19 protein-coding genes are annotated in these 24,431 nt (G+C 71.7%); 5 read left to right on the top strand and 14 right to left on the bottom strand.

Features of this window, described 5'->3' with window-relative positions; genetic code table 11:
- The first annotated feature begins 3 nt into the window (after positions 1 to 3).
- From OG202_RS20645 to OG202_RS20660, 4 genes are all read left to right on the top strand, one after another.
- Positions 4 to 210 carry a DUF397 domain-containing protein gene (locus OG202_RS20645; RefSeq protein WP_328223274.1) on the top strand — a complete coding sequence of 69 codons (207 nt, stop codon included), beginning with the start codon at positions 4 to 6 and terminating at the stop codon, positions 208 to 210.
- A 39-nt stretch (positions 211 to 249) separates the two neighbouring features.
- Positions 250 to 525 carry a DUF397 domain-containing protein gene (locus OG202_RS20650; RefSeq protein WP_326582220.1) on the top strand — a complete coding sequence of 92 codons (276 nt, stop codon included), beginning with the start codon at positions 250 to 252 and terminating at the stop codon, positions 523 to 525.
- 71 nt (positions 526 to 596) lie between these two features.
- Positions 597 to 1,802 (top strand): serine hydrolase domain-containing protein, encoded by a 1,206-nt coding sequence (locus OG202_RS20655; RefSeq protein ID WP_328223275.1) that lies wholly within the window; start codon positions 597 to 599, stop codon positions 1,800 to 1,802.
- 353 nt (positions 1,803 to 2,155) lie between these two features.
- Positions 2,156 to 3,121, top strand: a complete 966-nt coding sequence (locus OG202_RS20660; protein WP_327729335.1) for an SGNH/GDSL hydrolase family protein — start codon at positions 2,156 to 2,158, stop codon at positions 3,119 to 3,121.
- Between the two features lie 105 nt (positions 3,122 to 3,226).
- On the opposite strand, the gene OG202_RS20665 is transcribed toward OG202_RS20660, so the two are convergent.
- The 4 genes from OG202_RS20665 to OG202_RS20680 form a co-directional block, all read right to left on the bottom strand.
- Positions 3,227 to 3,931: a helix-turn-helix transcriptional regulator gene (locus tag OG202_RS20665; protein ID WP_326582217.1), complete on the bottom strand. Its 705-nt coding sequence runs from the start codon at positions 3,929 to 3,931 to the stop codon at positions 3,227 to 3,229.
- Between the two features lie 274 nt (positions 3,932 to 4,205).
- On the bottom strand, positions 4,206 to 6,248 hold the full coding sequence (locus OG202_RS20670; protein WP_328223276.1) for an outer membrane protein assembly factor BamB family protein: 2,043 nt from the start codon (positions 6,246 to 6,248) through the stop codon (positions 4,206 to 4,208).
- Between the two features lie 195 nt (positions 6,249 to 6,443).
- A complete protein-coding gene (locus OG202_RS20675; RefSeq protein ID WP_328223277.1) occupies positions 6,444 to 8,246 on the bottom strand; it encodes an outer membrane protein assembly factor BamB family protein in 1,803 nt (600 codons plus the stop codon).
- 365 nt (positions 8,247 to 8,611) lie between these two features.
- On the bottom strand, positions 8,612 to 10,420 hold the full coding sequence (locus tag OG202_RS20680; RefSeq protein ID WP_327729332.1) for an ABC-F family ATP-binding cassette domain-containing protein: 1,809 nt from the start codon (positions 10,418 to 10,420) through the stop codon (positions 8,612 to 8,614).
- Positions 10,421 to 11,416: 996 nt separating this feature from the next.
- Between OG202_RS20680 and OG202_RS20690 the strand changes: the two genes are divergently transcribed.
- Complete coding sequence (locus OG202_RS20690; RefSeq protein WP_328223278.1) at positions 11,417 to 13,039, top strand: S8 family peptidase; 1,623 nt, start codon at positions 11,417 to 11,419, stop codon at positions 13,037 to 13,039.
- 141 nt (positions 13,040 to 13,180) lie between these two features.
- Here OG202_RS20690 and OG202_RS20695 read toward each other — a convergent pair whose 3' ends face one another.
- From OG202_RS20695 to rsmI, 10 genes are all read right to left on the bottom strand, one after another.
- Entirely contained in the window at positions 13,181 to 15,193 is a 2,013-nt protein-coding gene (locus OG202_RS20695) for a sensor histidine kinase (RefSeq protein WP_328223279.1), read from the bottom strand.
- A gap of 147 nt (positions 15,194 to 15,340) precedes the next feature.
- Positions 15,341 to 16,120 carry an MHYT domain-containing protein gene (locus OG202_RS20700; RefSeq protein ID WP_326582211.1) on the bottom strand — a complete coding sequence of 260 codons (780 nt, stop codon included), beginning with the start codon at positions 16,118 to 16,120 and terminating at the stop codon, positions 15,341 to 15,343.
- Positions 16,121 to 16,351: 231 nt separating this feature from the next.
- On the bottom strand, positions 16,352 to 17,740 hold the full coding sequence (locus OG202_RS20705) for an acyltransferase family protein (RefSeq protein WP_327729329.1): 1,389 nt from the start codon (positions 17,738 to 17,740) through the stop codon (positions 16,352 to 16,354).
- A 67-nt stretch (positions 17,741 to 17,807) separates the two neighbouring features.
- A complete protein-coding gene (locus tag OG202_RS20710; RefSeq protein WP_326582209.1) occupies positions 17,808 to 18,722 on the bottom strand; it encodes a 4-(cytidine 5'-diphospho)-2-C-methyl-D-erythritol kinase in 915 nt (304 codons plus the stop codon).
- Complete coding sequence (rsmA, locus tag OG202_RS20715) at positions 18,719 to 19,705, bottom strand: 16S rRNA (adenine(1518)-N(6)/adenine(1519)-N(6))-dimethyltransferase RsmA (protein WP_328223280.1); 987 nt, start codon at positions 19,703 to 19,705, stop codon at positions 18,719 to 18,721. The genes OG202_RS20710 and rsmA overlap by 4 nt, the downstream gene beginning before the upstream one ends.
- A 149-nt stretch (positions 19,706 to 19,854) precedes the next feature.
- Positions 19,855 to 20,163 carry a hypothetical protein gene (locus OG202_RS20720; protein WP_327729327.1) on the bottom strand — a complete coding sequence of 103 codons (309 nt, stop codon included), beginning with the start codon at positions 20,161 to 20,163 and terminating at the stop codon, positions 19,855 to 19,857.
- Positions 20,164 to 20,218: 55 nt separating this feature from the next.
- Positions 20,219 to 21,589 (bottom strand): ubiquitin-like domain-containing protein, encoded by a 1,371-nt coding sequence (locus OG202_RS20725; RefSeq protein WP_328223281.1) that lies wholly within the window; start codon positions 21,587 to 21,589, stop codon positions 20,219 to 20,221.
- Positions 21,590 to 21,744: 155 nt separating this feature from the next.
- A complete protein-coding gene (locus OG202_RS20730; protein WP_326582206.1) occupies positions 21,745 to 22,647 on the bottom strand; it encodes a TatD family hydrolase in 903 nt (300 codons plus the stop codon).
- A gap of 59 nt (positions 22,648 to 22,706) precedes the next feature.
- Positions 22,707 to 23,132: a hypothetical protein gene (locus tag OG202_RS20735; protein ID WP_327729325.1), complete on the bottom strand. Its 426-nt coding sequence runs from the start codon at positions 23,130 to 23,132 to the stop codon at positions 22,707 to 22,709.
- A gap of 374 nt (positions 23,133 to 23,506) precedes the next feature.
- A complete protein-coding gene (gene rsmI / locus OG202_RS20740; RefSeq protein ID WP_328223283.1) occupies positions 23,507 to 24,355 on the bottom strand; it encodes a 16S rRNA (cytidine(1402)-2'-O)-methyltransferase in 849 nt (282 codons plus the stop codon).
- Between the last annotated feature and the right edge of the window lie 76 nt (positions 24,356 to 24,431).

Raw genomic sequence — 24,431 nt, forward strand, 5'->3', positions numbered from 1 at the left:
TGCATGAATCACGCGCTGCGCTGGCAGAGGTCCACGTTTTCCGGGGGCGGTGAGGGAAACACCTGCGTCGAACTGGCCGCCATATCTCCCCACTTGCTCGGCCTCCGCGAATCCGATGTCCCTGGCGCCGTCCTCACCACCACGCCCGCCCCGGTCACCGAACTCCTCCGCGCCATAGCCTCCGGCAGGTTCACCCCGCGCCGCCCGTGATCACCGAAGCTCTTCGGACGAAGAACCTCGAGGCAGCCCATGACGATCCCCTGCACCTGGCAGAAGTCGACGTTTTCCGACGGCGGCGAAGGAGGTACCTGTGTCGAATTAGCCGCCGCCCCCGACAACTGGCAGAAGTCATCGTTCTCCGGCTTCGGTGACGGCAACGACTGCGTCGAAATCGCCACCTCCCCCGCCACCCTCCACCTCCGCGAATCAGACACCCCCGCCACCCACCTCAGCACCACCCCCACCCCCCTCGCCGCCCTCCTCCACCACATAAAAGCCGGTGGCCCCGGGACTACGGCGGACTGAGGCAACCCCCCGGCGACACGCGGGGGCTCACCGGCTGGCATGTCCGGAATGCCCACTCCTACGGTGATCCCATGCCCATCCGCCGAACAGCCACGGCCTCAGCCGTCGCCCTCGCTCTCGCCCTCCTCACCAGCCTCGCCCCGGCCCACGCGCAAGGCGCGGCGAACCCCCTGCAACGCGATGCCGACGCCCTGCGCGACACCGGCGTGACCGGGGTGTCCGTACGGCTGGAGGCACCTCACGGCACCCGCACCGCCCGCAGCGGCGTGGGCGACCTCGCCACCGGCGCACCCGTGCCCCGCGACGAGTACATCCGTCTCGGCAGCACCACGAAGACGTACGTCGCGACGGTCGTCCTCCAACTCGTCGGCGAGGGGCGGCTGTCGCTGGAGGACAGCGTGGAGCGCTGGCTGCCGGGCGTGGTCCGGGGCAAGGGGAACGACGGCCGCCGGGTCACCGTCCGTCAGCTTCTCCAACACACCAGCGGCCTGCCGGACTACATCGCGGACGTCGTCCCCGACCTGAGCGAGGCCGGTTATCTCCAGCACCGCTCGACGACCTACACCTCGCGGCAGCGCGTCGCGTTCGCCATGACGCATCCGCCGGTGTTCCAACCGGGGGCCCGCTGGGAGTACTCCAACACCAACTACATCCTGGCCGGGATGGTGATCGAGGCGGTCACCGGCCGGACCTGGGACCGAGAGGTGCGGGACCGGATCCTGCGCCCGCTCGGGCTCACGCGCACCTTCAACCCGGGCGACGATCCGCGCATGCCGCGCCCCCACTCCCGTAACTACCAGCAGTTCGAGCGGTCCGCAGACGGATCGGAGGGCGGCCCCATGACGGACACCACCCTCGCCTACCTCCCCTTCGACGGTGACGCCGACGGCTCGCTGATCGGCACCGCCGCCGAGACCAACCGCTTCTTCTCCGCGCTCCTGAGCGGCGGGCTCCTCGCCCCCGCCCAGCTCGCCGAGATGCGGCGCACGGTCGCCGTGCCGGACAGCCCCGACGGGGTACCGGGGTCGCGCTACGGCCTGGGCCTGGAGTGGACGCCGTTGACCTGCGGCGGCGGCTACTGGGGACACAGCGGCAGCGGCTTCGGCTATCTGGCGTGGCCCGCGACGACGTCCGGCGGTCGCGTCGCGGTCACCGTCGCCGTACACAGCCGACCCGCCGTCGAGGAGACCGCCGCACGCCAGATCCGAGGCATCACGGACCTGGTCGACCACGCCGTGTGCGCCCGGCCCGGGAAGGCCGGGGTTCCGCATCGATGAACGCGGTGCCGTGGAGGGGGAGGTCCACCTCGCCCTCCACGGTTGAGCACCGTCCGCGTCGGCCGGTGGTCGTGAACAGGACAGCCGACGCAGGCCGCTCGGCGGGCCGGGATCCGAGGGGTTGTCCGGGAAAGCCTTCGCGGCGATCACACGTCGCGCCGGATCCGTCGACAGAGGGGCCCACTTGGCCCACATGTCGACCTCGCCTGTTCAGAACACGTCACCCGTGACCGGGGTGATCCCGGAGACCTGACGGTAAGTCACTGTCCGTATTGGATCTAGTGCGCTGAGTAATCCTCCTCGTACGGTCATAGCGCCGCCAAAACCGTATCTCTGGAGGATTCGTGGCAAACATGCGCACTCGACTGGCCGTGCTGGGCTCCACCGTGGCTCTCGCCGCAGGCGCCCTCGTCCCCGTGCAACTCGCCGGCGCCACCCCGGCGGCCGCGGCGGCCTACGAGTGGGTCGCCCTGGGCGACTCCTACACCGCCGGGGTCATCCCGGCAGCGGGTGAGGTCTTCGAAATCCCCCGTGACGGCTGCGAGCGCACCGACCTGTCGTACCCCCAGGTCATCGACCGCGACCTCGGCTCACTGGTCGAACTCACCAATGTCAGCTGTGGTGCCGCCACCATCGAGGACATCACCTTCAACGCCCAGCAGCCGATCGGCCGCCACCTGCCGCCGTTCTCCGAGGACCCGGACTACCCGTTCCCCCCGGTGCCGCCCCAGTCCGAGGCGGTGAGCCCCGGCACCGACGTGATCACCGTCGGCGCGGGCGGCAACACCCTCGGGTTCGCCGAGATCCTCTTCACCTGCCTGCAACTGGGCGACGGCAGCGGCGGCGTGGGCACGCCGTGCCGGGACAGCCTGGCCGACAACATCCCCGAGCGGCTGACCAAGGTGAGCCAGGACTACGACGACATGCTCGCCACGCTCCACGAGCGCGCCCCGCACGCCAAGGTCGTGAACGTCGGCTACCCCACCGTCATCCCCGAGGACACGTCCAAGTGCCGGTACAACGACTTGGAGCAGTTCGCTTCCATCACCCCGGGGGACCTCGACTGGCTCCGCGACGACGTCCTGAACCCGCTCAACGCCACCATCGAGAAGGCCGCCGCTGAGCACGGGGACACCTTCGTCGGCCTCTCCGACTCCACCCGGAACCACAGCGTCTGTGACGCGGGCAGGTGGGTCGAGGGCCTCTTCACCAGCCTCGACCCGTTCCAGGTGGCCTTCGTCCACCCCAACGCCCAGGGCCACAAGAACGCCGCCGACCATGTCGCCGAGGCGGTTCTGAACGCCCTTGGCGTGAACTGACCCGCATCCGGCATCCCCGGGGAGCCGCATCGAGCCGTCGGCCCGGTGCGGCTCCCCCATGCCGTCGCGCGCCCGAACCCGGCCGGGCGCCGCGAGCCGACCGCCCTACACCTCCGCCCCCGGCGGACCCGGCGGCCCCTGCGGTACCGGCCCCGCCCGGTCCAGCAGCCCCGTGCGGGCCGCCAGTGCCGCCGCCTCCAGGCGGGAGCCGACCCCCAGCTTCATCAGGACCCGCTGGACGTGCGTGCGGGCGGTCGACGGGGCGATGCCCATGCCCGCCGCGATCAGTCTCGTGTCCTCGCCGTCCGCGACCCGGACCAGCACCTCGACCTCGCGAGGCGTCAGCATCTGGAGCAGCCGCTGGCCCTCGTCGTCCGGCTGGGCGGCGGGGTTCAGCAGCTCGGCGAAGGCGCTCTGCAACAGCTGTGGTGCCACGGCCGCCTCGCCCGCGCGGGCCTTCATGATGGCCCGCTCGACCCCCTCGATGCGCTCGTCGTGCCGGACGTAGCCCGAGGCGCCTGCGGCGAATGCCGCCGCGATGCCGCGCGGGCTGGGCACCGGGCCGAGGACCAGCACCGCCACCTGCGGGCGTTCCCGCTTGATCCTGACCACCGGGTCGAAGATGCCCGGCTCGGCGGGTGTCGCCGTACCGAGCAGGCACACCTCGGGTGCCCTTGTGATCACCAGCTCCGCCGCGCCGGCGGCGGGCGCCGCCGCCGCGAGCACCCGGTGCCCGCGCAGCTTCAACGCCGAGGCCAGCGCCTCGGCCAGCAGTCGGTGGTCGTCGACCACCATGAGCCGCACTCCCATCGAGCCACCCCACCCCCCAGTCCCCCCAGATGGTTGCCCACTATGGCTGCCCACTGGTCCTCACGGACAGAAGCCCCCCGACTTCCCCGTCGACTCCCCCGCTCTCATGCCCCCGGAAGCTACACGCTTGTTCGACGTTGCGCTCCCCCTACGGGAGAGAAGTGCCCCGGATTACCGAAATTCCCTCCTATTCGAGCGTGATGAGGGATACGTGCACGGCCCCGCCCCTGAGCTGGGGCGGGGCCGTGTCGCGAGGCCGAGGGGGCGCGTGGGGTTACTTCGCCCCGAAGCCGAGCGCCGTGTACTCCTTCTCGTCGTCCGAATACGGCTTACTGACGAGTTCCGAGCCGATGAACCACCGTCCGTCGGTGTAGAGCATCTCGCTCATCGTCGGCGTCATGGCGCTGATCGCGCGGAGCACCGACTCCGAGGACGGGGTCTCCAGGAGCTTGGTCTGCTTCAGCGTCTTGCCGTCGACGGAGACGACCTGGGCTCCCTTGTCGTACGGGCCGTCCTTGAAGGCGATGATGTTCGGCCCGTCCATGCGGATCGGGAACAGCTCGTAGTCGTCGCCCGCGTCGACCCGGTCGCCGGTGGACTTCCCCGAGGCCAGCGAGAAGGAGACGATCTCGTTGGTGGAGCTGTAGGAGCCGGTGCCGTCGTGGCTCTTGGTCGGCATGTACACCTTGTCGTTGCCGACGTAGATGCCCTTGCAGGCCCAGACACCGCGGACCGGGCACTCGTAGTCGTACTTGTCGTCCGGGATGGAGATCTTGGCGCGCAGCTTGCCGCTGTCGTCGAGCGAGAAGATGTCGGTCGTGCCGGTCAGCGGGACGTCGCTGCCCGTCACCACACCGAAGACCACCGGATTCGTGGAGATGATCTTGGCGCGCTGGATGCCGGAGGGCACCTTGTAGGTCCACTTGACGCTGCCCGACTTCGGGTCGAGCAGCTGGACCTCGAAGGTCTCGCTGCCGTAGTCGCCGCACTTGCGGACCGCGATCAGCTGGGCGCCGCCCGCGTAGCCCTCGTCGGTGCACTCGCCGGCCTTCGGCGACCACAGCACCTTGCCGGAGTTGACGTCGAACGCGGCGCCGCCGGAGTAGCCGCCGGCCGCGGCGACCGTCGTACCGGAGATGGTGACCTCGCCGAACGGCACCTTGCTGCCGCTGAGGTCGGCGTTCTTGGTCCACACATGCTTGCCGGTCTCGACGTTGAACGCGGTGACCTCGGTGCAGGGCTGGCGGTCGTCGTTGTTCTTGCGCTTGGCCGACTCGGTCACCACGACGGCGATGCCCTCGGTGGTGATCTCACGGGAGCCCGCACAGGTCTGACCGGCCAGGTCCAGCGTCCACTTGGACTTACCGCTGTCCGGGTCATAGCCGATGATCTTGTTCAGGGCGGCCTTGGCGTACGTGGTCTTCGTCAGCCAGGAGCCCTTGACGCTGTCGATCGTCAGCTTTTCCTTGACCTCGTGCGCGGGCACCTGGAAGAGGATCTTCGCGCTGGTGCTGGACGGCACCTTCTCCTGGGCCTCGGTCGGCACCTCGACGCCACCGGTCGACGAGCCGCCGGACGACGACGAGCCGCCGTCGTCGTCGCCCTTGGTGTCGTCCTTGCCGCCGGTCGTGCCCTCCGAACTGGCGGTGTCCTTCTTGCCGTTGTCGTCGTCGCCGCTGGAGGTGGCGACATAGACACCGCCGCCGATGATGAGCGCGATGGCCGCGACCGCCGCGGTGATGATGATCGCCGTGGAGTTGACCTTCTTCTTGCCGACCGGGGCCTGGCCCACCTGCGGCTGCATCGGCATGGTCTGCGGCTGATAGCCGTACGGGCCGGGCTGGGGCTGCTGCCCGTAGGGACCGGGCTGCGGCTGCTGGCCGTACGGGCCGGGCTGCGGCTGGCCGTAGGGGCCCGGCTGACCGGGCTGGCCCGGGTAGCCGTAGCCCTGCGCGGGCGGGGGCGTCTGCGGGTAGCCGTAGCCGGGGCCCTGCGCGGGCGGGGGCGTCTGCGGCGGCTGGGCCGGCGGCGGGGTCTGCTGCGCCGGGGGTGCCTGCGGGTAGCCGTAGCCCGGGCCCTGCGCGGGCGGGCCCTGCGGCGGGGGCGTCGGGGCGCCGAAACCGCCGGGCGGCGGGGGCGTGGGCGCGCCGAAACCGCCCTGCGGCGGGGTGTCCTGCGGCGGCTGGCCCTGGGCCGGGGGCTGCGCGGGCTGCTGCTGCCCCTCGGCCGGGGGCTGGGCGGGCGGCTGGCCCTGGGCAGGGGGCTGGGCGGGCGGCTGGTTCGGGGGCTGGTTCGGCGGGGGCGGCGGCTGCGTCATGACGTGGATACCTCGAAGCGGATCTCGGAGGACGGGTGAGGGACGAATGGGGAGGTCGACCGGGCTACGGCGGGGCCGGGCGGCGGTGGCGTCGGGAGGCCGGTGGCGTCGGAAGGCCGGTGTCCGCGGCCTGCGGCGCCGGGCCACGGCGACGGCCCGGAAGGGCCGGCCCGCGGCCCGCGGCGGTCGCGCGCGTCACTTGCCGTAGGCCAGCATCAACTTCTCCTTCGCGTCGTCGACACCGTTCAGCAGGGTCGTGGAGATGTAGAAGCGCCCGTCCACGTAGTCGATGGCCTTCGAGTAGAAGGAACTCTCGATCTCCGCGGCGCTCGCCGGCATCTGGATGAGCTTGGTCGCCTGGTGGCTGTCGCCGGTGGTCGGAACGGACACCACCTGGCCGCCCGCGTCGCGCGTGGACTCCACGTACGCGATGAGCTTCGAGCCCTCGACCCTGACCGGGGAGATCTCCGCGTCGGAGGCGGGTGACGTGAGACGCCACTTCTCCTTGCCGGTCTCGAGGTTCAGCGCGACGATCTCGTTCGTGCCGTCCTTCTCCTCGGTCGGCAGGTAGAGGGTGTTCGCGTCGGCCGCCACGCCCGTGCAGCCCTGCATGTCGCGGGTGAGGATCCCGCCGTCGCACTCGGGCGCGAACGAGTCGTCGGAGTCGACCTGCGAACGGGTCGAGCCGTCGGCCTTCAGGGTGGAGATGTTCCAGGTGTTCTCGTCCTCGTTGGTGAGGTAGAGGACGAGGGGATCCACCGAGTACGCGTGCTCGACCTTCCAGCCCTTGGGGATCTTCCGCGTCCACTTGGCCTTGCCGGTCTTCGGGTCGAGCTCCTGGACCTCGTCGTGCTCCTTGTCGGTGGTCACCGCGCAGGAGGAGACGGAGATCAGCCGCGCGCCGCCCGCGAACCCGGCCGGGTAGCACGACTGGCCGTAGTTCTTCTTGTCGAACAGCTTCTTGCCGGTGTCGATGTCGTAGGCCGTGCCGGACTGCGAGCGGCCCACCATGAGCGTGTCACCGGTGACGGACAGCCCGACGCTGATGGCGCTGTCGAACAGGTCGCCCTTCTCCAGCTCCGTCGACCAGCCCTTGTCGCCGGTGTTCAGGTCGATCTGCTGGAGCTGGTCACACTCGGCGTTGTCGCCGCTGCCGCTCTGGTACGAGACCACGATCCGGTCGGCGGAGGTCGCCTTCGGGGTGACCGCGCAGATCTTTCCCTCGAACTCGATCGGGTCCCAGGCGGGGTTCCCGTCACCCACGTTGTAGGCGAACAACTGCTTGTACGCGGCCTTCACCGCGACCTTGTCGGTGACCCACAGGCCGGGGGCGCTCGCGCCGGAACCGGGGGCGTCGGGGGCGCTCTTGTACCAGAGCACCTTCGCCTCGCCCGCCTTGCGGTCCGCGTTGAGGTCGGAGATGTCGAGGTCCTCGCCGCCGTCGCCGCTGCCGTCGCCCTGGTTGACGGGCCCGGTGGGCGTGGGGGAGGGCTTGCCGTCGTCGGTGGGGCTCGCGCTCTCCTTGGCGACCGGCTTCTTCTCGCCGTCGCCGCCGAGGCTCGTCACCGCGAACACCGTGCCGCCGACCACGAGCAGCGCGGCCACGGCGGCGCCGACGACCATCGCTGGCCTGCCTTTGAAGGGGTTCCTGGAACCACCGCCGCCGCCACCGACCGGCGGCGGGGTGGGCGCGCCCGCGTACTGCGACTGCGGGTAGCCGTAACCGGCCTGCGACGCCGGGTTGTACGGGCCGGGCTGCGCGTAGGGGCCGGGCTGCTGCGGCTGGCCGTACGGGCCGGGCTGCGTGTACGGCCCCGGCTGCGCGGGCGACTGCTGCTGGGGATAGCCGTAGCCGGGGGCCGGCGCGGGCGGGCCCTGCGGCGGCGGGGTCTGCGGGTAGCCGTACGGCTGTTGCGGCGGTTGCGGCTGTGACTGCGGTGGCGGATTCTGTGGTGCTCCGTAGCCGCCCTGCGGTGGCTGATCGGGTGGCTGAACCATCAGCGCTTTCCCCCTGTTCGCTGCTTTCGAGCCACCCGTGGTCACGCGTGGTGTCGCTTCTCAGACTGTGAAGGCTCTTCTCAGACGGCTCTTTCTATCACTGCGACGCTCCCCCGCACGGGGCCGGTCGCTCCCCTGTTCCCAAGGGAGAACCGGCCCGTGATGCCCTCGTTACGCTCCTTCACGCCCCCTTCACGGGACGTGCGTGCCGTGCGCGATAAGCATTTTGAAGGCGGGGGGACCGATGAGCACCGGCCGGGAGCCGCGCCCTTGAGGGGCGCGGGGAACTGCGCGATCAGCCACGGACAACCCGCACCCGGCATCGAACATCAGCCCCAACGGCGAGTAGCCGCCCGGCTCTACCGCTACGCGTCCTCGGCAAGTTCCAGCCAGCGCATCTCCAGCTCTTCCTTCTCCCCGTGCAACGCCCTCAACTCGGCGTCCAGTTCCCCCACCTTCGCGAAGTCCGTCGCGTTCTCGGCGATCCGCGCGTGCAACTTCGCCTCCTTCTCGGTGACCTTGTCCAACTGCCGCTCGATCTTCTGGAGTTCCTTCTTCGCGGCACGGGAGTCGGCGGCGGAGACGGCCTTCTCCGAGGCGGCCTTCACGGCGACGGGCGAGGCCGCGGCGGCGGCCTCCTCCATCTGGTGACGCCGCTCGATGTACTCGTCGATCCCGCGCGGCAGCATCCGCAGCGCCGCGTCGCCGAGCAGCGCGAACACCTTGTCGGTCGTGCGCTCGACGAAGAACCGGTCGTGGGAGATCACGACCATCGAGCCGGGCCACCCGTCGAGGAGGTCCTCCAACTGCGTGAGCGTCTCGATGTCGAGGTCGTTCGTCGGCTCGTCGAGGAAGAGGACGTTGGGCTCGTCCATCAGCAGCCGCAGAATCTGGAGCCGCCGCCGCTCACCACCGCTGAGGTCGCCCACCGGCGTCCACTGCTTCTCCTTGTTGAACCCGAAGGTCTCGCAGAGCTGCCCCGCCGTCATCTCGCGCCCCTTGCCGAGGTCGACGCGGTCGCGGATCTGCTGCACGGCCTGGAGCACCCGCAGGTTCGGGTCGAGCTCGGCGACCTCCTGGGACAGGTACGCGAGCTTGACCGTCTTGCCGGTGACGACCCGCCCGGCGGCCGGCTGCTTCTCCCCCTCGCTGCGCGCGGCGTCCGCCATGGCCCGCAGCAGGGAGGTCTTGCCGGCGCCGTTGACACCGACGAGGCCGACCCGGTCGCCCGGCCCGAGCTGCCACGTCAGATGCTTCAGCAGCACCTTCGGCCCGGCCTGCACGGTGACGTCCTTCAGGTCGAACACGGTCCTGCCCAGCCGGGACGACGCGAACTTCATCAGCTCGCTGGTGTCCCGCGGCGGCGGTACGTCCGCGATCAGCTCGTTCGCCGCCTCGACCCGGAACCGGGGCTTCGACGTACGGGCCGGGGCCCCGCGCCGCAGCCACGCCAGCTCCTTGCGGACGAGGTTCTGCCGCTTGGTCTCCTCGGTGGCGGCGATGCGCTCACGCTCGGCGCGGGCGAAGACGTAGTCGGAGTATCCGCCCTCGTACTCGAAGACCGAGCCCTTCTGCACGTCCCACATCCGGGTGCACACCTGGTCCAGGAACCACCGGTCGTGGGTCACGCAGACGAGTGCGGAGCGCCGCTCCCGCAGGTGGCCCGCGAGCCAGGAGATGCCCTCGACGTCCAGGTGGTTGGTGGGCTCGTCGAGGACGATCAGGTCCTGCTCCTCGATGAGCAGCTTGGCGAGCGCGATGCGCCGCCGCTCACCGCCGGAGAGCGGACCGATGACGGTGTCGAGCCCCTGCGGGAAGCCGGGCAGGTCGAGCCCGCCGAACAGCCCGGTGAGCACGTCCCGGATCTTGGCGTTCCCCGCCCACTCGTGGTCCGCCAGGTCCCGGATGACCTCGTGCCGGACGGTGGCGGTGGGGTCGAGGGAGTCGTGCTGGGTGAGCACGCCGGCGTGGAGGCCGCCGGAGTGGGTGACCCGGCCCGTGTCGGCCTCCTCCAGCTTGGCGAGCATCCGGATCAGGGTCGTCTTGCCGTCGCCGTTGCGCCCCACGACGCCGATCCGGTCCCCTTCGGAGACGCCGAGCGAGACCCCGTCGAGCAGGGCGCGGGTGCCGTACACCTTGCTGACGTTCTCGACATTGACCAGGTTGACGGCCATTACTCTCCTGCCACGGGGACGATCGACCCTCCAGAGTAGTCCGCGGGGCGCGGGGGTGTGACGGGCGGCGGGGACGAGGGCCGGGGGAGACGCCCCGAAGCCGGGGGCGGGCTCCGAGGAGCACCGCGACCGAAGCGGGAGGCGGGCTCCGTCGTGCGCCGCGACCCACGCCGGGGGCGTGCTCCAACGATGGCTTCGACGCGGCGTACGAGGCGTGGGACGAGCGCCTGGCCGCGCTCCTGTGGACGCCCGAGCGCACCGCCGGCGCGATCGCCCTCTGCCACCTGGGCTGCGCCCAGCGCGAGTGGCTCATAGCTGGGGTGGCTGGAGAAGGCGGAGCGGGTGGTGCGGGCGGTGCGGGGCGCCTAATGGCTCGGGGGTGCGGGAGCGTTTGCGGGTGCGGGTGCGTGGGGCTTCTCGCGCAGTTCCCCGCGCCCCTCAAAGGCCAGGCCCCGCAGGCCTGAAAGGCCAGGCCCCGCGCCCGTGAAAGGTGATGGCCGGGCGGGCCTGAAAGGTGATGGCCCCGCGCCCCTCAAAGGCGATGGCCCCGCGGGCCCGAAAGGCGGCGGGCGGGCGGGCCCGAAAGACGGCGGGCGGGCCTGCTAGGCAGCGGCCGGGCGGGCCCGAAAGACGGCGGGCTGGCGGGCCCGAGAGACGGCGGGCGGGCCTGCTGGACAGCGGCCGGGCGGGCCGAGAGACGGCGGATGGGCCTGCTGGACGGCGGGTGGGCGGGCCCGAGAGACGGCGGGGGCCTGAAAAGCACGGGCCCCCGCTTTTCAGGGGCGCGGGGAACTGCGCGATCAGCCACGAACCACCCGCAGTCGCCCGATCACAGGACACCCCGAGCCCTGGGGCGCCCCCGCCAAGCGGCGCAGCCCGGACGTAGGGATTCCCCTTATTGACGTGACCCCGTCAACACCGTCACTGTATGCGACCAGGACGCCACCCCCCACATGGTCAGTCCGCGCAAGTCTTCACGAGAGGGGACCACCCCCAATGTTCGTGCAGAACTCCCCCGCCCCCCACGCCCCCGGCCGCCGCAGACGCGGCGCGCTCGCCGCCGTGGTGTCCGCCGCGGCCCTGTTCACCGTCGGTGCCGCGACCGCCACCCCCGCCGTCGCGGCACCCGCGGAGGGCAAGATCGTCGGCGCCAACGCCGAGAACGCCGTCCAGGGCAGCTACATCGTCACGCTCAAGGAGAGCCTCCCCTTCAAGGCGGCCTCCAGCAAGGGCAAGGCGGTCGCGACCCGGTACGGCGCCGAGGTGCAGCAGACGTACAAGAAGGCGCTGAACGGCTACGCCACCGAGATGACCGAGGCGGAGGCGAAGCAGCTCGCCGCCGACCCGGCCGTCGCCGCGGTCGCCGTCAACAAGACCGTCCACATGAGCGACACCCAGACCGGCGCGACCTGGGGCCTGGACCGCATCGACCAGGCCGACCTGCCGCTCGACTCCTCGTACACGTACCCGAGCAGCGCGGGCAGCGGCGTCACCGCCTACATCATCGACACGGGCGTACGGATCACCCACACCGACTTCGGCGGACGGGCCTCCTACGGCTACGACGCCGTCGACGACGACTCCTCCGCCGACGACGGCAACGGGCACGGCACGCACGTCGCCGGCACCGTCGCGGGCACCACCTACGGTGTCGCCAAGGCCGCCGACATCGTCGCCGTCCGCGTCCTCGACGACGAGGGCTCCGGCACGACCGCCGGCGTCGTCGCCGGTATCGACTGGGTGACCGAGAACGCCCAGTTCCCGGCCGTCGCCAACATGTCGCTCGGCGGCAGCGCGGACTCCACCCTCGACGCGGCCGTCACCAACTCCATCGCGGCCGGCATCACCTACGCCGTCGCGGCCGGCAACGACAACGCCAACGCGTCGAGCTACTCCCCGGCCCGGGTCGCGAGCGCCGTCACCGTGGGCGCCTCCACCAGCGCCGACGCACGGTCGTCGTTCTCCAACTACGGCTCGTCGCTGGACATCTTCGCGCCGGGGTCGTCCATCACCTCCGCGTCGAACAGCTCCAACACGGCCACCGCGACCTACTCCGGTACGTCGATGGCGTCCCCGCACGTCGCCGGCGCCGCCGCCGTCTACCTCGGCGAGAACCCGAGCGCCTCGCCCTCCGCGGTCACCACGGCCCTGACCTCGGCGGCCTCCGCCTCCACCCTCACCGGCGTCGGCACCGGCAGCCCCAACCTGCTGCTCCAGGTCACCCCGAGCGGTGACGGGGACGACGGCGGAGACGACGGTGGCGACACCGGTACGGCCTTCGAGTCGACCACCGACGTCTCCATCCCGGACGCCGGTTCCGCCGTCTACTCGCCCGTCACCGTCAGCGGTCTCACCGGCAGCGCGCCCAGCGACCTGTCCGTGTACGTCAACATCGTCCACACCTACCGCGGTGACCTGGTCATCGACCTCGTCGCCCCGGACGGCTCGACGTACCGTCTGAAGAGCAGCAGCTCCTCCGACTCCACGGACAACGTCGACGCCACCTACACGGTAGACGCGTCCAGCGAGACGACGGTCAACGGCACCTGGCAGCTGAAGGTCCAGGACGTCTACAGCGCGGACACCGGCTACATCAACAGCTGGAAGCTGACCTTCTAGACCGGCCGCGCCAACGCGGGAAGCGAAGAACGCGGGACCGCCGGAACGCCGGAACGCCGGAACGCCGGAACGCGGGAAGTGGAAAAGGCCGTGCGCCCCGGGGACACCACCACCCGAGGCGCACGGCTGTCCTGCGGGCCCCTATCGGCGCTGTTGCCGGCTCGGCGCCGGGGCCGAGGCCGGGGCCGGGGCCGGTGAGCGACCGTCGGGGGCCGACTCGTGGTGGACGGGCATGTCGTCGCGGATCAGGTGCTCGGGGATGAAGACGGCCGCGGCGACGCCTCCGTCGGTCGACTGCCGCAATTCGACGCGCAGGCCCTGGCGGCCGGCGAGGCGGTTCACCACGATGAGCCCGATCTGCTTGGCGTCGAGGAGGTCGACCTTCTCCGACTGGATCTTGCGGTTGGCGTCGGCCATCGCCTCCTCGTTCATGCCGAAGCCGCTGTCCTCGACCTCGACGAGGATGCCGTCGCGCAGCCGGGCGGCGCGCAGCTGGACCTTGGTGGAGGGCGGGGAGAACGCGGCGGCGTTCTCGACGAGTTCGGCGAGCAGGTGGATGACGTCGGCGACGGAACCGCCGTTCAGCGACACCCGCGGTGCGGCCCAGATCTCGACCCGGGTCGCGTCCTCGATCTCGGCGACGGCCGCCCGCAGGACGTCCGACAGCGCGATCGGGTCGCGCCACCCACGGCCGGGGGCGATCCCCGACAGGATCAGCAGCGACTCGGAGTGACGCCGCATCCGGGTGGCGAGGTAGTCGACGCGGTAGAGGTCGTACAGCTCGGCGTGGTCCTGCCGTTCCCGCTGCCGCTGCTCCATCACGCTGAGCAGGTCGAGCTGGCGGTGCAGCAGCACCTGGCTGCGGCGGGCGAGGCTCACGTACACCCCGGAGATGCCGCTGAGGAGTTCGGCGCGCTCGGAGGCCGCCTTGAGCGCGGCCCGCTGCACGGCGGTCAACGCGCTGCCCACCTGGGCGAGTTCGTCGCCCGCCAGACGCCGCATCGGGGCCTCCGCGTCGATGTCGACGCCCTGCCCCGCGTGCAGTTTGCGCATGGCCTGCGGCAGACTGCGCCCGGCGACTTCGAGGGCGGAGTTGCGCAGGTCGAGGAGTTCCACGATGAGGCCGCGCCCGACGCTCACGGAGACGAGGAGCGACAGGAGCACGCCGACGAGACCGAGGACCACGGCGACGCCGGACGCGCCCAGCGTGTCCCAGCCGAAGGCGTCCGCCTTGGCGGCAGCGCCGGTTCCCGCGTCCTTCTCCGCCTCGGCCAGGCCCTTGAGCACGGCCGCCGAGGAGGAGTCCCAGTCCTTCAGCACGGCCGCCGACACCGGGCCCGCGCCGGCGTCCGTCACCCCGTCCTCGATCTCGACGAGGGAGGCGTAACGGTCGCTGTCCAGCAGCACGTCGTAGGCGGGCCGGTGCTCGGCCCTGAGGTCGGCGACGGCCGGCTTCAGCAGTTCGCGCCGGGTGGCGACGGCGCCGACGAACCGCGCGTAACCCTCCTTGCTCAGCGTCCCGGACGCGGTGGCGGCGGCCAGCAGCGCCTGCTCGCGGGCCACGGCGTCACGGACACGGGAGAGTTCGAGGACGACGCGCGCCTCGGAGGTCGCGTCGGTGCCCTTCTCGCTGGTGAGCGCGCCGGTCACGGCGAAGGCGTGGTCGATGACCACCGAGTACGCGGTGTACGCCGTCGACACCGCGTCCCTCGCGCCCCCGATGCTGTTCGCGCGCAGGGCGGCGAGGTCGCTGAAGTCGGCTTCGAGGGTGTCCAGACGGGCGGGCAGACCGGTGTCGATGAGGGCCGCGTCCGAGCCGGCGGAGGTGAGGCCCTCGCGGAGCACCGTCACGGCCTTGTCGGTGGTCTGCTGGTCGGCCCTCAGGTCGTCGAGACCCGCTTCGGCGCGCCGGGCGGCGTACCGCATCGCGGCCGTCCGTTCGGCCTGCAGCGCGGTCACGAACTCGGCCACCGGCGCGAGCAGTTCGCTGTTGACGTCCTTGGCCCGCTCGGTGTCACCGATGGCGGCCACGGTCGTCACGGCGGCGTAGCTCCACAACGCCATCAGCGACACGATGGGCAGCATCAGCAGGGCGACGATCTTCGCCCGCACGGATCTGGGACGCAGCCGGGCGGTCATACGGAAGACTTTCATGCGGACCTCTTCGGGACGGGGGGCTACCACGCCCCGAAGGGGCGCGGGGCTGTGTCGATGTGCGGCTCCGCCGCGCGGGCGCGACCAGCCCCCACCGGCCCGCAGGTCACAACGGCGCTCAGAAGAACGGCGTTCGGAGCGGAGCGCTCACGCCGTCGACAGCTCGACCTCACGCAGCAGTTCATCGGCGAAGGACGACTCCGCCCGCTTCCCCGTGGGCGACAACGCCACATACGCCGCGGCCAGGAAGAGGAACGACCCCAGCAACACGGCCAGCGGGAACAGGAACTCCGTGGCCGTGGCGCCCGCCAACGGGTCCGTACTGGGCGTGAGATCGATGCTCACGGCGTACATCGCGGTGTAGTGCATGCTGCTGACCGCGAGCCCCATGACGAGCGCGGCGAGCGCGGCGAGGAGACCCCCGCGCACGATCAGCGTGAGCGTCAACGCCGCGGTCGCGGCGACGACGGCGATCACCACGGAGGCGATGACCAGGGCCGGGTTGTAGCCGACCTCGCCGTGCAGGTTGAGCGCGGTCATGCCGGTGTAGTGCATCGCGGCCACGCCGAGCCCGGTGCCGAGGCCGCCGAAGGCCACCGCGCGGACCCGGGAGCGGCCGTAACCGGCGGTGAAGACACCGGCGCCGACCACGGCGATCGCCATGACCAGGCTGAGGACGGTCATCGGGACGTCGTAGCGGATCGACGTCCCTTCCACGCCGAAGCCCATCATCGCGACGAAGTGCATGGTCCAGATGCCGGAGCCGATGGCGAAGGACGCCAGCGTCAGCCAGTTCCGCTTGGAGGCGCCCTCCGCCTCAAGTGCCCTGACGGTGCAGCGCAGTCCGAGCGCGGAGCCGACGCAGGCCATGACGTAGGAGAGGACGGGGGTGACCCATCCGGCGCTGAAGTGGTCCATGTGTCCCATGAGGAACCCCTCTCGCCCGCCGCGGGGACGACACCACGCGCACGGGAAGTACCGCTGGTAACAAGACACCGGGCATCGAGATCATGCCACCCGGAAACGGCGGGCGAATCCCACTAAAGGGACCCAGAGGGGATTTTGCTGAACATTAAAATACTGTGGCGTGGATTACAAACTCAGGGGTATGTCAGACCAATGCCTGACCTGCACGCTTCCTCCATCGGACCGCCTCGGTCAGGCACTTGACCGTTCACCGCGACCAATGAGTTCCACCAGCGCCCACCCGGCGAGTGTCATCGCCACCGCCGTCGGCGCCGTCACCTGAACGGCGATCAGCAGGGCCGAACGCCCTTCGAAGAGCCCGCCGAACCCGACCATGGAGAGCCCGAGCACACCGAAGAGACACAGCGTCACCCCGAGGGCGGCCGCGGGGCCGGAATACGCGCCCGACCTGCGGGAACCGTTCGTTCGGGACGGTCGGGCGGCGGGCCGTTCGACACCCCGGAAGGCGGCGACGAGAACCGCCGTGAGGACGGCCGCGGCGGCGATACGCAGGGGCAGTTGGGTCCACCAGGCGCCCGTCGCGGGCGCGGGCAGGTCGGCACCGAGGGCGAGCAGCACGCCGTACACCCCGAGCATGGCCGAAAGATGCCACAGGAACGCCGTCATCGAGACGCCGTTGGCGGCCACGACCGCCCGCCACACCTTCGGCCGCTCCAGCCACCTCGCGACCGGCCCGCGCAGCCACTCCACCGCACCGACCAGCCACAGCCCGTGGCACAGCAGCGCGAACGTCGGCGGCGCCATGTTCGACACCTTCTCGCCCGGCATCCCGACCATCGACAGCGGATACGGCCCGTACGCCACCAGCAGCGCGGCCCCCGCGAGCCCGGCCCCGGCGAGCAGATACGGCCGCGTCAGCCGCCCGTCGGCGCGCAGGAACCCGAGCTGGTGGATCGCGAGCCACACGAAGGCGAAGTTGAGGAACTCGACGAAGGGGACGTCGAGCGCGAAGCGCAGGACGTCGACGAGCGCGGCGGCCGCCACGAGCCCGCCGAACGCGCCCCACCCCCATCGCTCGTGCAACCTGAGCAGCGGCGGAGTGAAAGCGACCATCGCGAGATAGATCCCGATGAACCACAGCGGCTGCGCGACCAGTCGCAGCGCCACGTCGAGCAGTCCCCCTCCCTCGCCCGCGAGTTGGAGGAGGACGGCGACGACGCCCCACACCCCTATGAACACCAGGGTCGGCCGCAGCAGCCGTTGGAGGCGGGCGCGGAGGAAGGCGGGGTAGACGCCGCCGCCCGGGTGCCTGCGGCTGAGCGAGCGGTAGGAGAGGGCGTGCGAGAAGCCGCCGACGAAGAAGAACACCGGCATGACCTGCAGGGCCCAGGTGAGGATCTGCAGCCGCGGCTCGACGGCGAGCAGGTTGCCCACCTCGACCCCGCCGTCTCCCCCGCCATCTCCCCCGCCGCCGGTCGTGACCGCCGCCATCAGCCAGTGGCCGAGGACGACCGTGCCGAGGGAGGCGACGCGCAGGAGGTCGACGTACCGGTCACGGGTGGACGGGGTGGCGGCGGCTAGCTCGCTCGCACTCACGCTCGCACTCACGCTTGCACTCATGGGAGTACGGTCGCGCCGACGCCCGGGTGGGCGTCAGCGCTCACGTACTCAACTCGCCTCTGAGTACCTACGGTTGGGCGGCCGGGAGCACGGTCGCCCCCGGCGCCGGTGAGACGGCCACCCGCGCCGCCCGGCACGTACCGGACGCGAGCAGCCCCTCGGCGATGGTGTGGGCCGAGTCGGCGTCCCGGGCGAGGAAGGCCGTGGTCGGGCCCGAGCCGGAGACGAGTCCGGCGAGCGCGCCGGCCGCGCGGCCCTCGGCGAGGGTGTCCTTCAGCTTCGGGAAGAGCGAGAGGGCGGCGGGCTGGAGGCCGTTGGAGTCCGGCAGGAAGGCCGCGAGCGCGTCGACGTCCCCCTTGGCGAGCGCGTCCAGCAGCACCTGGGAGGCCACGGGCTCGGGGACGGCGTCGTGCGCGTGCAGCCGGTCGAACTCGCGGTAGACGGCGGGTGTGGAGAGCCCGCCGTCGGCGACCGCGAAGACCCAGTGGAAGGTCCCGCCCACGTCGAGGGCTTGGAGCCGCTCGCCCCGGCCCGTGCCGAGAGCCGCCCCGCCCACCAGGCTGAACGGCACGTCGCTGCCCAACTCGGCGCAGATGTCGAGGAGTTCACCGCGTGAGGCGTTCGTACCCCACAGGGTGTCGCAGGCCAGGAGCGCGCCGGCCGCGTCCGCGCTGCCGCCGGCCATGCCGCCCGCGACGGGGATGTCCTTGGCGATGTGCAGGTGGACGGCGGCCTCGATGCCGTGGCGTTCCGCCAGCGCGAGCGCGGCCCGGGCGGCGAGGTTCGTACGGTCCAGGGGCACCTGGTCGGCGCCGGGGCCCTCGCAGGTGACCGTCAGCTCGTCGGCGGGGGTGACGGTGACCTCGTCGTACAGCCCGACGGCGAGAAAGACGTTGGCCAGGTCGTGGAACCCGTCGGGCCGGGCACCGCCGACCGCGAGCTGCACATTGACCTTGGCGGGGACGCGAACGGTGACGCTCACGGCTGACGGGACTCCTTGTCGTCGGCGCGCTCGGCGCTCTCTGCGCGTTCGGTGCCCTCGGCGCGTTCAGTGCCCTCTGCGCGTTCAGTGCCCTCTGCGCCCTCTGCGCCCTCTGCGCCCTCGGAGACACGGTTCTCGGCGATGGCGGCGAACTCCTCGACCGTCAGGGACTCACCGCGGGCCTGCGGGGAGACTCCGGCGGCGACGAGGGCGGCCTCGGCGGCGGCCGCGGAACCGGCCCACCCGGCGAGGGCGGCCCTGAGCGTCTTGCGCCGCTGGGCGAAGGCCGCGTCGACGACCGCGAACACGTCCCGCCTGGCGGCGGTGGTCTTGATCGGCTCGGTCCGGCGGACCAGCGAGACGAGCCCGCTGTCCACGTTCGGCGCCGGCCAGAAGACGTTCCGCCCGATCTTCCCGGCCCGTTTGACCTCCGCGTACCAGTTCGCCTTCACCGACGGCACGCCGTACACCCTCGATCCCGGCCCGGCGGCGAGCCGGTCGGCGACCTCCGCCTGGACCATCACGAGCGTGCGCTCGATGGTCGGGAAGGTCTCGAGCATGTGCAGCAGCACGGGGACGGCGACGTTGTAGGGGAGGTTCGCGACGAGGGCCGTGGGGGCCGGGCCGGGAAGCTCGGTCACCTGCATCGCGTCCGAGTGCACGAGCGCGAAACGGCCGGCGCGGGTGGGCATGCGGGCGGCGATGGTGGCGGGCAGCGCGGCGGCGAGCACGTCGTCGATCTCGACCGCGGTGACGCGGTCGGCGACCTCCAGCAGGGCGAGGGTGAGGGAGCCGAGACCCGGACCCACCTCGACGACCGTGTCCTGCGGGCGGACGTCCGCGGTCCGCACGATCCGGCGGACCGTGTTCGCGTCGATCACGAAGTTCTGGCCGCGCTGTTTGGTGGGGCGTACGCCGAGCGCCGCCGCGAGTTCGCGGACGTCGGCGGGGCCCAGCAGGGCGTCGGGGGTGGGGCTGGTCACGGCACCAGGGTACGGGGCGGGGGCCGGGGTTCGGTTCTCGGGCGCCTTGGGGGGTGGGGGGTTCGGTGCGTCGGCGGGTGCGGGTCCGGTGGGGGCTGGTCGCGCAGTTCCCCGCGCCCCTGAAAAGCAGGGGCTGCGCCCCACGCTTTTCACCCCGCCGAGCCGTCGCCTCCCAGGCCCACCGGCCTGTCGCCCTCCAGGCCCACCGGCCCGTCGTCTTCCAGGCCTCCGGCCGTCGTCTTCCAGGCCTCCCGGCCCGTCGTCTTCCAGGCCCGCAAGGGCCCGGTCCTCCAGGGGCGCGCGCCCGTCGTCTTCCAGGCCCGCAAGGGCCCGGTCCTCCAGGGGCGCGGGGCCCGGTCCTCCAGGGGCACGGGCCCGTCGTCTTCCAGGCCCGCAAGGGCCTGGTCTTTCAGGGGCGCGGGGAACTGCGCGACCAGCCCCCACTCACCCGCACCCACCCATCCACCTCAGACACCCCACCCAAGGAACAACCCGCCCACCCCAAGCCTGCGGTCAGTCACGCAACCGCGCCCCGCAATGCGGCCAGGGGCTGGCCCCCCGCTGCGCATACAGCTTCTTCGCCCGGAAGGTCTGTTCACTCGCGGACGCGTCCTGCGGACGACCGCTGCCACCGAGACTCCGCCAGGTCCGCGTATCGAACTGGTACAACCCCCCGTACGTCCCGGAAGGATCGACCGCGTTCGGCCGCCCCCCGGACTCACACGCGGCCAGCGCCGCCCAGTTCAACCCGTCCGCCCCCGCCACGGACGTCGGCATCGCCCTCGTCCCCACCTTCACGGTCTGGTCCCGCGGCTCACGCAGCACCTCCGTGCGCAGCAGCCGGGGTCGCTGCCCGACCCCGTTGACCGTGCGAAGCGCGTACGTGAGCCGACGGGTGCCCGGATGGCCGGCGCGCTCGACGACCTCCGTGCCCTGGAAGAGCGCGGGGTCCTCCATGCGGTGCACCCGGAACGGGATCAGTTCCTCGCGGACCTCCCTGGACCCGATCACCCGCATCACGGTCACGGTCTGCCCGTCCCGGGGGAAGCTCGACCACGCGACCGAGGCGGTGTCCTCCCCGCGCAGGGTGACCCCGGCCTGCTCCACGGCCTCCCCCACGGTCGCCGCGTTCGTACGGATCGTCCGGGTCCGCCCGTCCGCCATGATCGTGACGGTGCGTTCGGTGCGGACGTCCAGCTCCAGCCCCTCACGCCCGATGCGCCGGGAGCGCGAGGTCGAGACGTACGCGCCCTCCGCACGCACCCCGAGCTGCTGAAGCGCCCCGTCCACCGTGTGGGCGGTCGTCCAGACCTTGCGTTGATGACCGTCCAGGGTGAGGGCGACGGGCCGCCCGTAGTGCACGGCGACCTCGTCACCGCTGCTCAGCGCGGTACCGGGGGCGGGCGCGATGACGTCATGGGCGCCGAACGCGACCCCCTCGTCGGCGAGGAGCTCGGTGACGTCGCCGGCGAAGGTGTGCAGCATGCGCGGCCGCCCGTCCACGGTCAGCTCGATCGCCTTGTCCTTCGCCACGAACGCGGAGGTCCCGCCCGCGAGGAACGCCACCACCAGCGCCTGCGGCACCAGCCGCCGCAACGAACCGAGCCTCCCGGCGCCCCGTCTGCGCCGCACGGCCCGCCGGGAGGCGCCCCGACCACCACCGGCCGGCGCGGCTGACTCGGGGATCGGCCCCTCAGGGCCCTCGTGGCCGGGCCCGTCCTCGTGGCCGGGCCCGTCTTCATGGCCGGGCCGGTCCTCGTAGGCGGGCCGGTAGGTGTCCGCGTAGGCCCCGTGCGGCAGCGTCCCGGCCTCGTACGCCGGCTGCCAACTCGTACCCTCCGGGGGGCCATAGGTCTCGTACGACGACGACTGCACGTTGCTCACGACGACACGCTCCAGAGGGATCCGGGTCCGGGTCGGGCGACGTGAACCTAGCGGACTCCGGTCACCCTCCAAAGCAACGTGGTCACGCAGTGTCGCGACACGGGGAGCTGATCATCTTTTTGGGGTCCCTCGGACGGCCGACGAAACGTGACCCGTCAGTAATCGAACGCCCTCGCCGTGTTCGCCGCGAGCGCCGTCGCCAGCGCGTCCTCGCCGATATCCCGCACCTCGGCCATCGCCCGAACCGTGACCGGAATGAGATACGGCGCGTTGGGCCGTCCGCGGTACGGCGCGGGTGTCAGGAAGGGCGCGTCGGTCTCGACGAGGACGAGTTCGAGGGGCGCGACGGCGAGCGCGTCGCGCAGCGGCCGGGCGTTCTTGAAGGTCATGTTCCCGGCGAAGGACATGAAGTAGCCGTGCTCGGCGCACACGGCGGCCATGTCGGCGTCGCCGGAGTAGCAGTGGAAGACGGTGCGCTCGGGCGCGCCCTCCTCCTTCAGGATCCGCAACACGTCGTCGTGGGCGTCGCGGTCGTGGATGACCAGCGCCTTGCCGTGCCGCTTGGCGATCTCGATGTGCGCGCGGAACGACCGTTCCTGGGCGGCCTTGCCCTCCGGCCCGGTCCGGAAGTAGTCGAGCCCCGTCTCCCCGACCCCCTTGACCTGCGGCAACGCGGCCAGCCGGTCGATCTCGGCGAGGGCGTCGTCGAGCGCGGCGTCCCCGCCCGCCGTACGCGCGCCCTGCCGGGACCAGCCGTCCGGGTCGCCGTGCACGATCCGCGGTGCCTCGTTGGGGTGCAGCGCGACCGTCGCGTGGACCGCCGCGTACCGCTCGGCCGTCTCGGCGGCCCAGCGGGAGCCCTTGATGTCGCAGCCGACCTGGACGACCGTCGTCACCCCCACGGAGGCGGCCTTCGCGAGGCCCTCCTCGACCGTGCCGGACTGCATGTCCAGATGGGTGTGCGCATCCGCGACCGGCACCCGGAGGGGTTCGGGGAGCGGGGGCGCGGCGTTCTTGTCGTTCTTGCCGGACGCGTTGCCGGAGTCGTTCGAAGGCATGCCCCGATCCTACGAATCGCGGGATCGGGGCATGCTCTCCAGGCTCGCTGGGGGGAGGGTCAGCTCGCCTTGCGGTGGAACGGGTGCAGCAGGTCGGACAGGTGCCAGTGGTGGTGCTCCTCGGGCTCCGCCGCGCCGGGCGCCTCGACGTCCGTCGCGTCCGTCGCGTCCACCGCCACCGGGCGGGGCTTCGGCACGTGCCGCCGGCGCTCGGCGTCCCGCACCGACGACACCTGGCCCGCCCGCATGATCCGTACGACATGACCGTCGCAGTTGTGGCACGTGGGCCGCGACAGCGGAGACGGCACGACCTGGCCGTCGGCCACGTACATCACGAAGTCGTGCCCCTGGGCGTCGTTGTGGTGCTCTATTTCGAACGACTGCTCCCAGCCGTGCCCACAGCGCATGCAGGCGAACGAGTACGACTCGTGAACGACGGCGGTGGCGGTGTTCCGCAGGACGGCCCGCTCTGCGATCTCGGTCATTGCCAGCTCCTCTTGTCCGCTGGACGGTGGGGACGTGTACGCCCTCACCACCCAGTTGACGCCTCGGCAGACCCGAAGTGCACCCCACCTGCCGACTGTTGAAGCCGTTTTGGCCTTCCCTTGTGGGAAGGCCGTCGATACAAGAGTTGCCCTTTGCGCGGCTTTACCTGGGCATGGGCTGTCAAGCGCCGCAGGGGAGGGGCCGCGTTGTCGGGTGCGGCTGGGTGGGGCTTCTCGCGCAGTTCCCCGCGCCCCTGAAAAGCAGGGGCTGCGCCCCGTGCTTTTCGGCCCGAAAGGGCCGTAGGCCCTCAGGGGCGCGGGGAACTGCGCGATCAGCCACGAAGCACCCGCACCCGACAACGCGGCCCCCTCCCCTACGGCGCAGCCCTCTTCGCGGCCACCACCGCGTCGAAGACCTCCCTCTTCGGCACCCCGGCCTCCACGGCCACCGCCGCGATCGCCTCCTTGCGCGGCTCCCCCGCTTCCTCCCGCACGCGAACCCGCCGCACCAGCTCCGCCGCGTCCAGTTCTTCCGGCCCCTTCTCCGGCGCCCCCTCGACCACGACGGTGATCTCCCCGCGCACACCGGCCGCCGCCCACTCGGCCAGCTCCCCGAGAGGGCCGCGCCTGACCTCCTCGTACGTCTTGGTCAGCTCACGGCAGACGGCGGCCCGCCGCCCGGTGCCGAAGGCCTCGGCCATCGCCGCGAGTGTCGCGTCCAGGCGGTGGGGCGCCTCGAAGTACACGAGCGTGCGCCGTTCCTCCGCGGCCTCGCGCAGCCGTCCGAGCCGCTCCCCGGCCTTGCGCGGCAGGAAGCCCTCGAAGCAGAACCGGTCGACGGGCAGCCCGGACAGCGCGAGCGCGGTGAGCACGGCCGAAGGCCCCGGTACGGCCGTGACGCGGATGTCCTTCTCCACGGCGGCGGCGACCAGCCGGTACCCGGGGTCGGAGACCGACGGCATCCCCGCGTCCGTGACCAGCAACACCCTCGCCCCGCCCACCAGGGCCTCGACGAGTTCCGGCGTCCGCGCGGCCTCGTTGCCCTCGAAGTAGGAGACGATCCGCCCACCCGGCTGGACGCCCAGCGCCTGGGTGAGCCGCCGGAGCCGCCGGGTGTCCTCGGCGGCCACCACATCCGCACCGCGCAGCTCCTCGGCGAGCCGGGGCGGCGCGTCCGCGACATCGCCGATGGGGGTGCCTGCCAACACAAGGATTCCTGTCACGCCTCCATCCTCCCAGGGGCGAAGCCCCTGACAGGGCGCGGGCCTGTGCCGCTGTGCGGCTCCGCCGCGTGGGCGC

Source organism: Streptomyces sp. NBC_00310 (assembly GCF_036208085.1).
GTDB lineage: Bacteria > Actinomycetota > Actinomycetes > Streptomycetales > Streptomycetaceae > Streptomyces.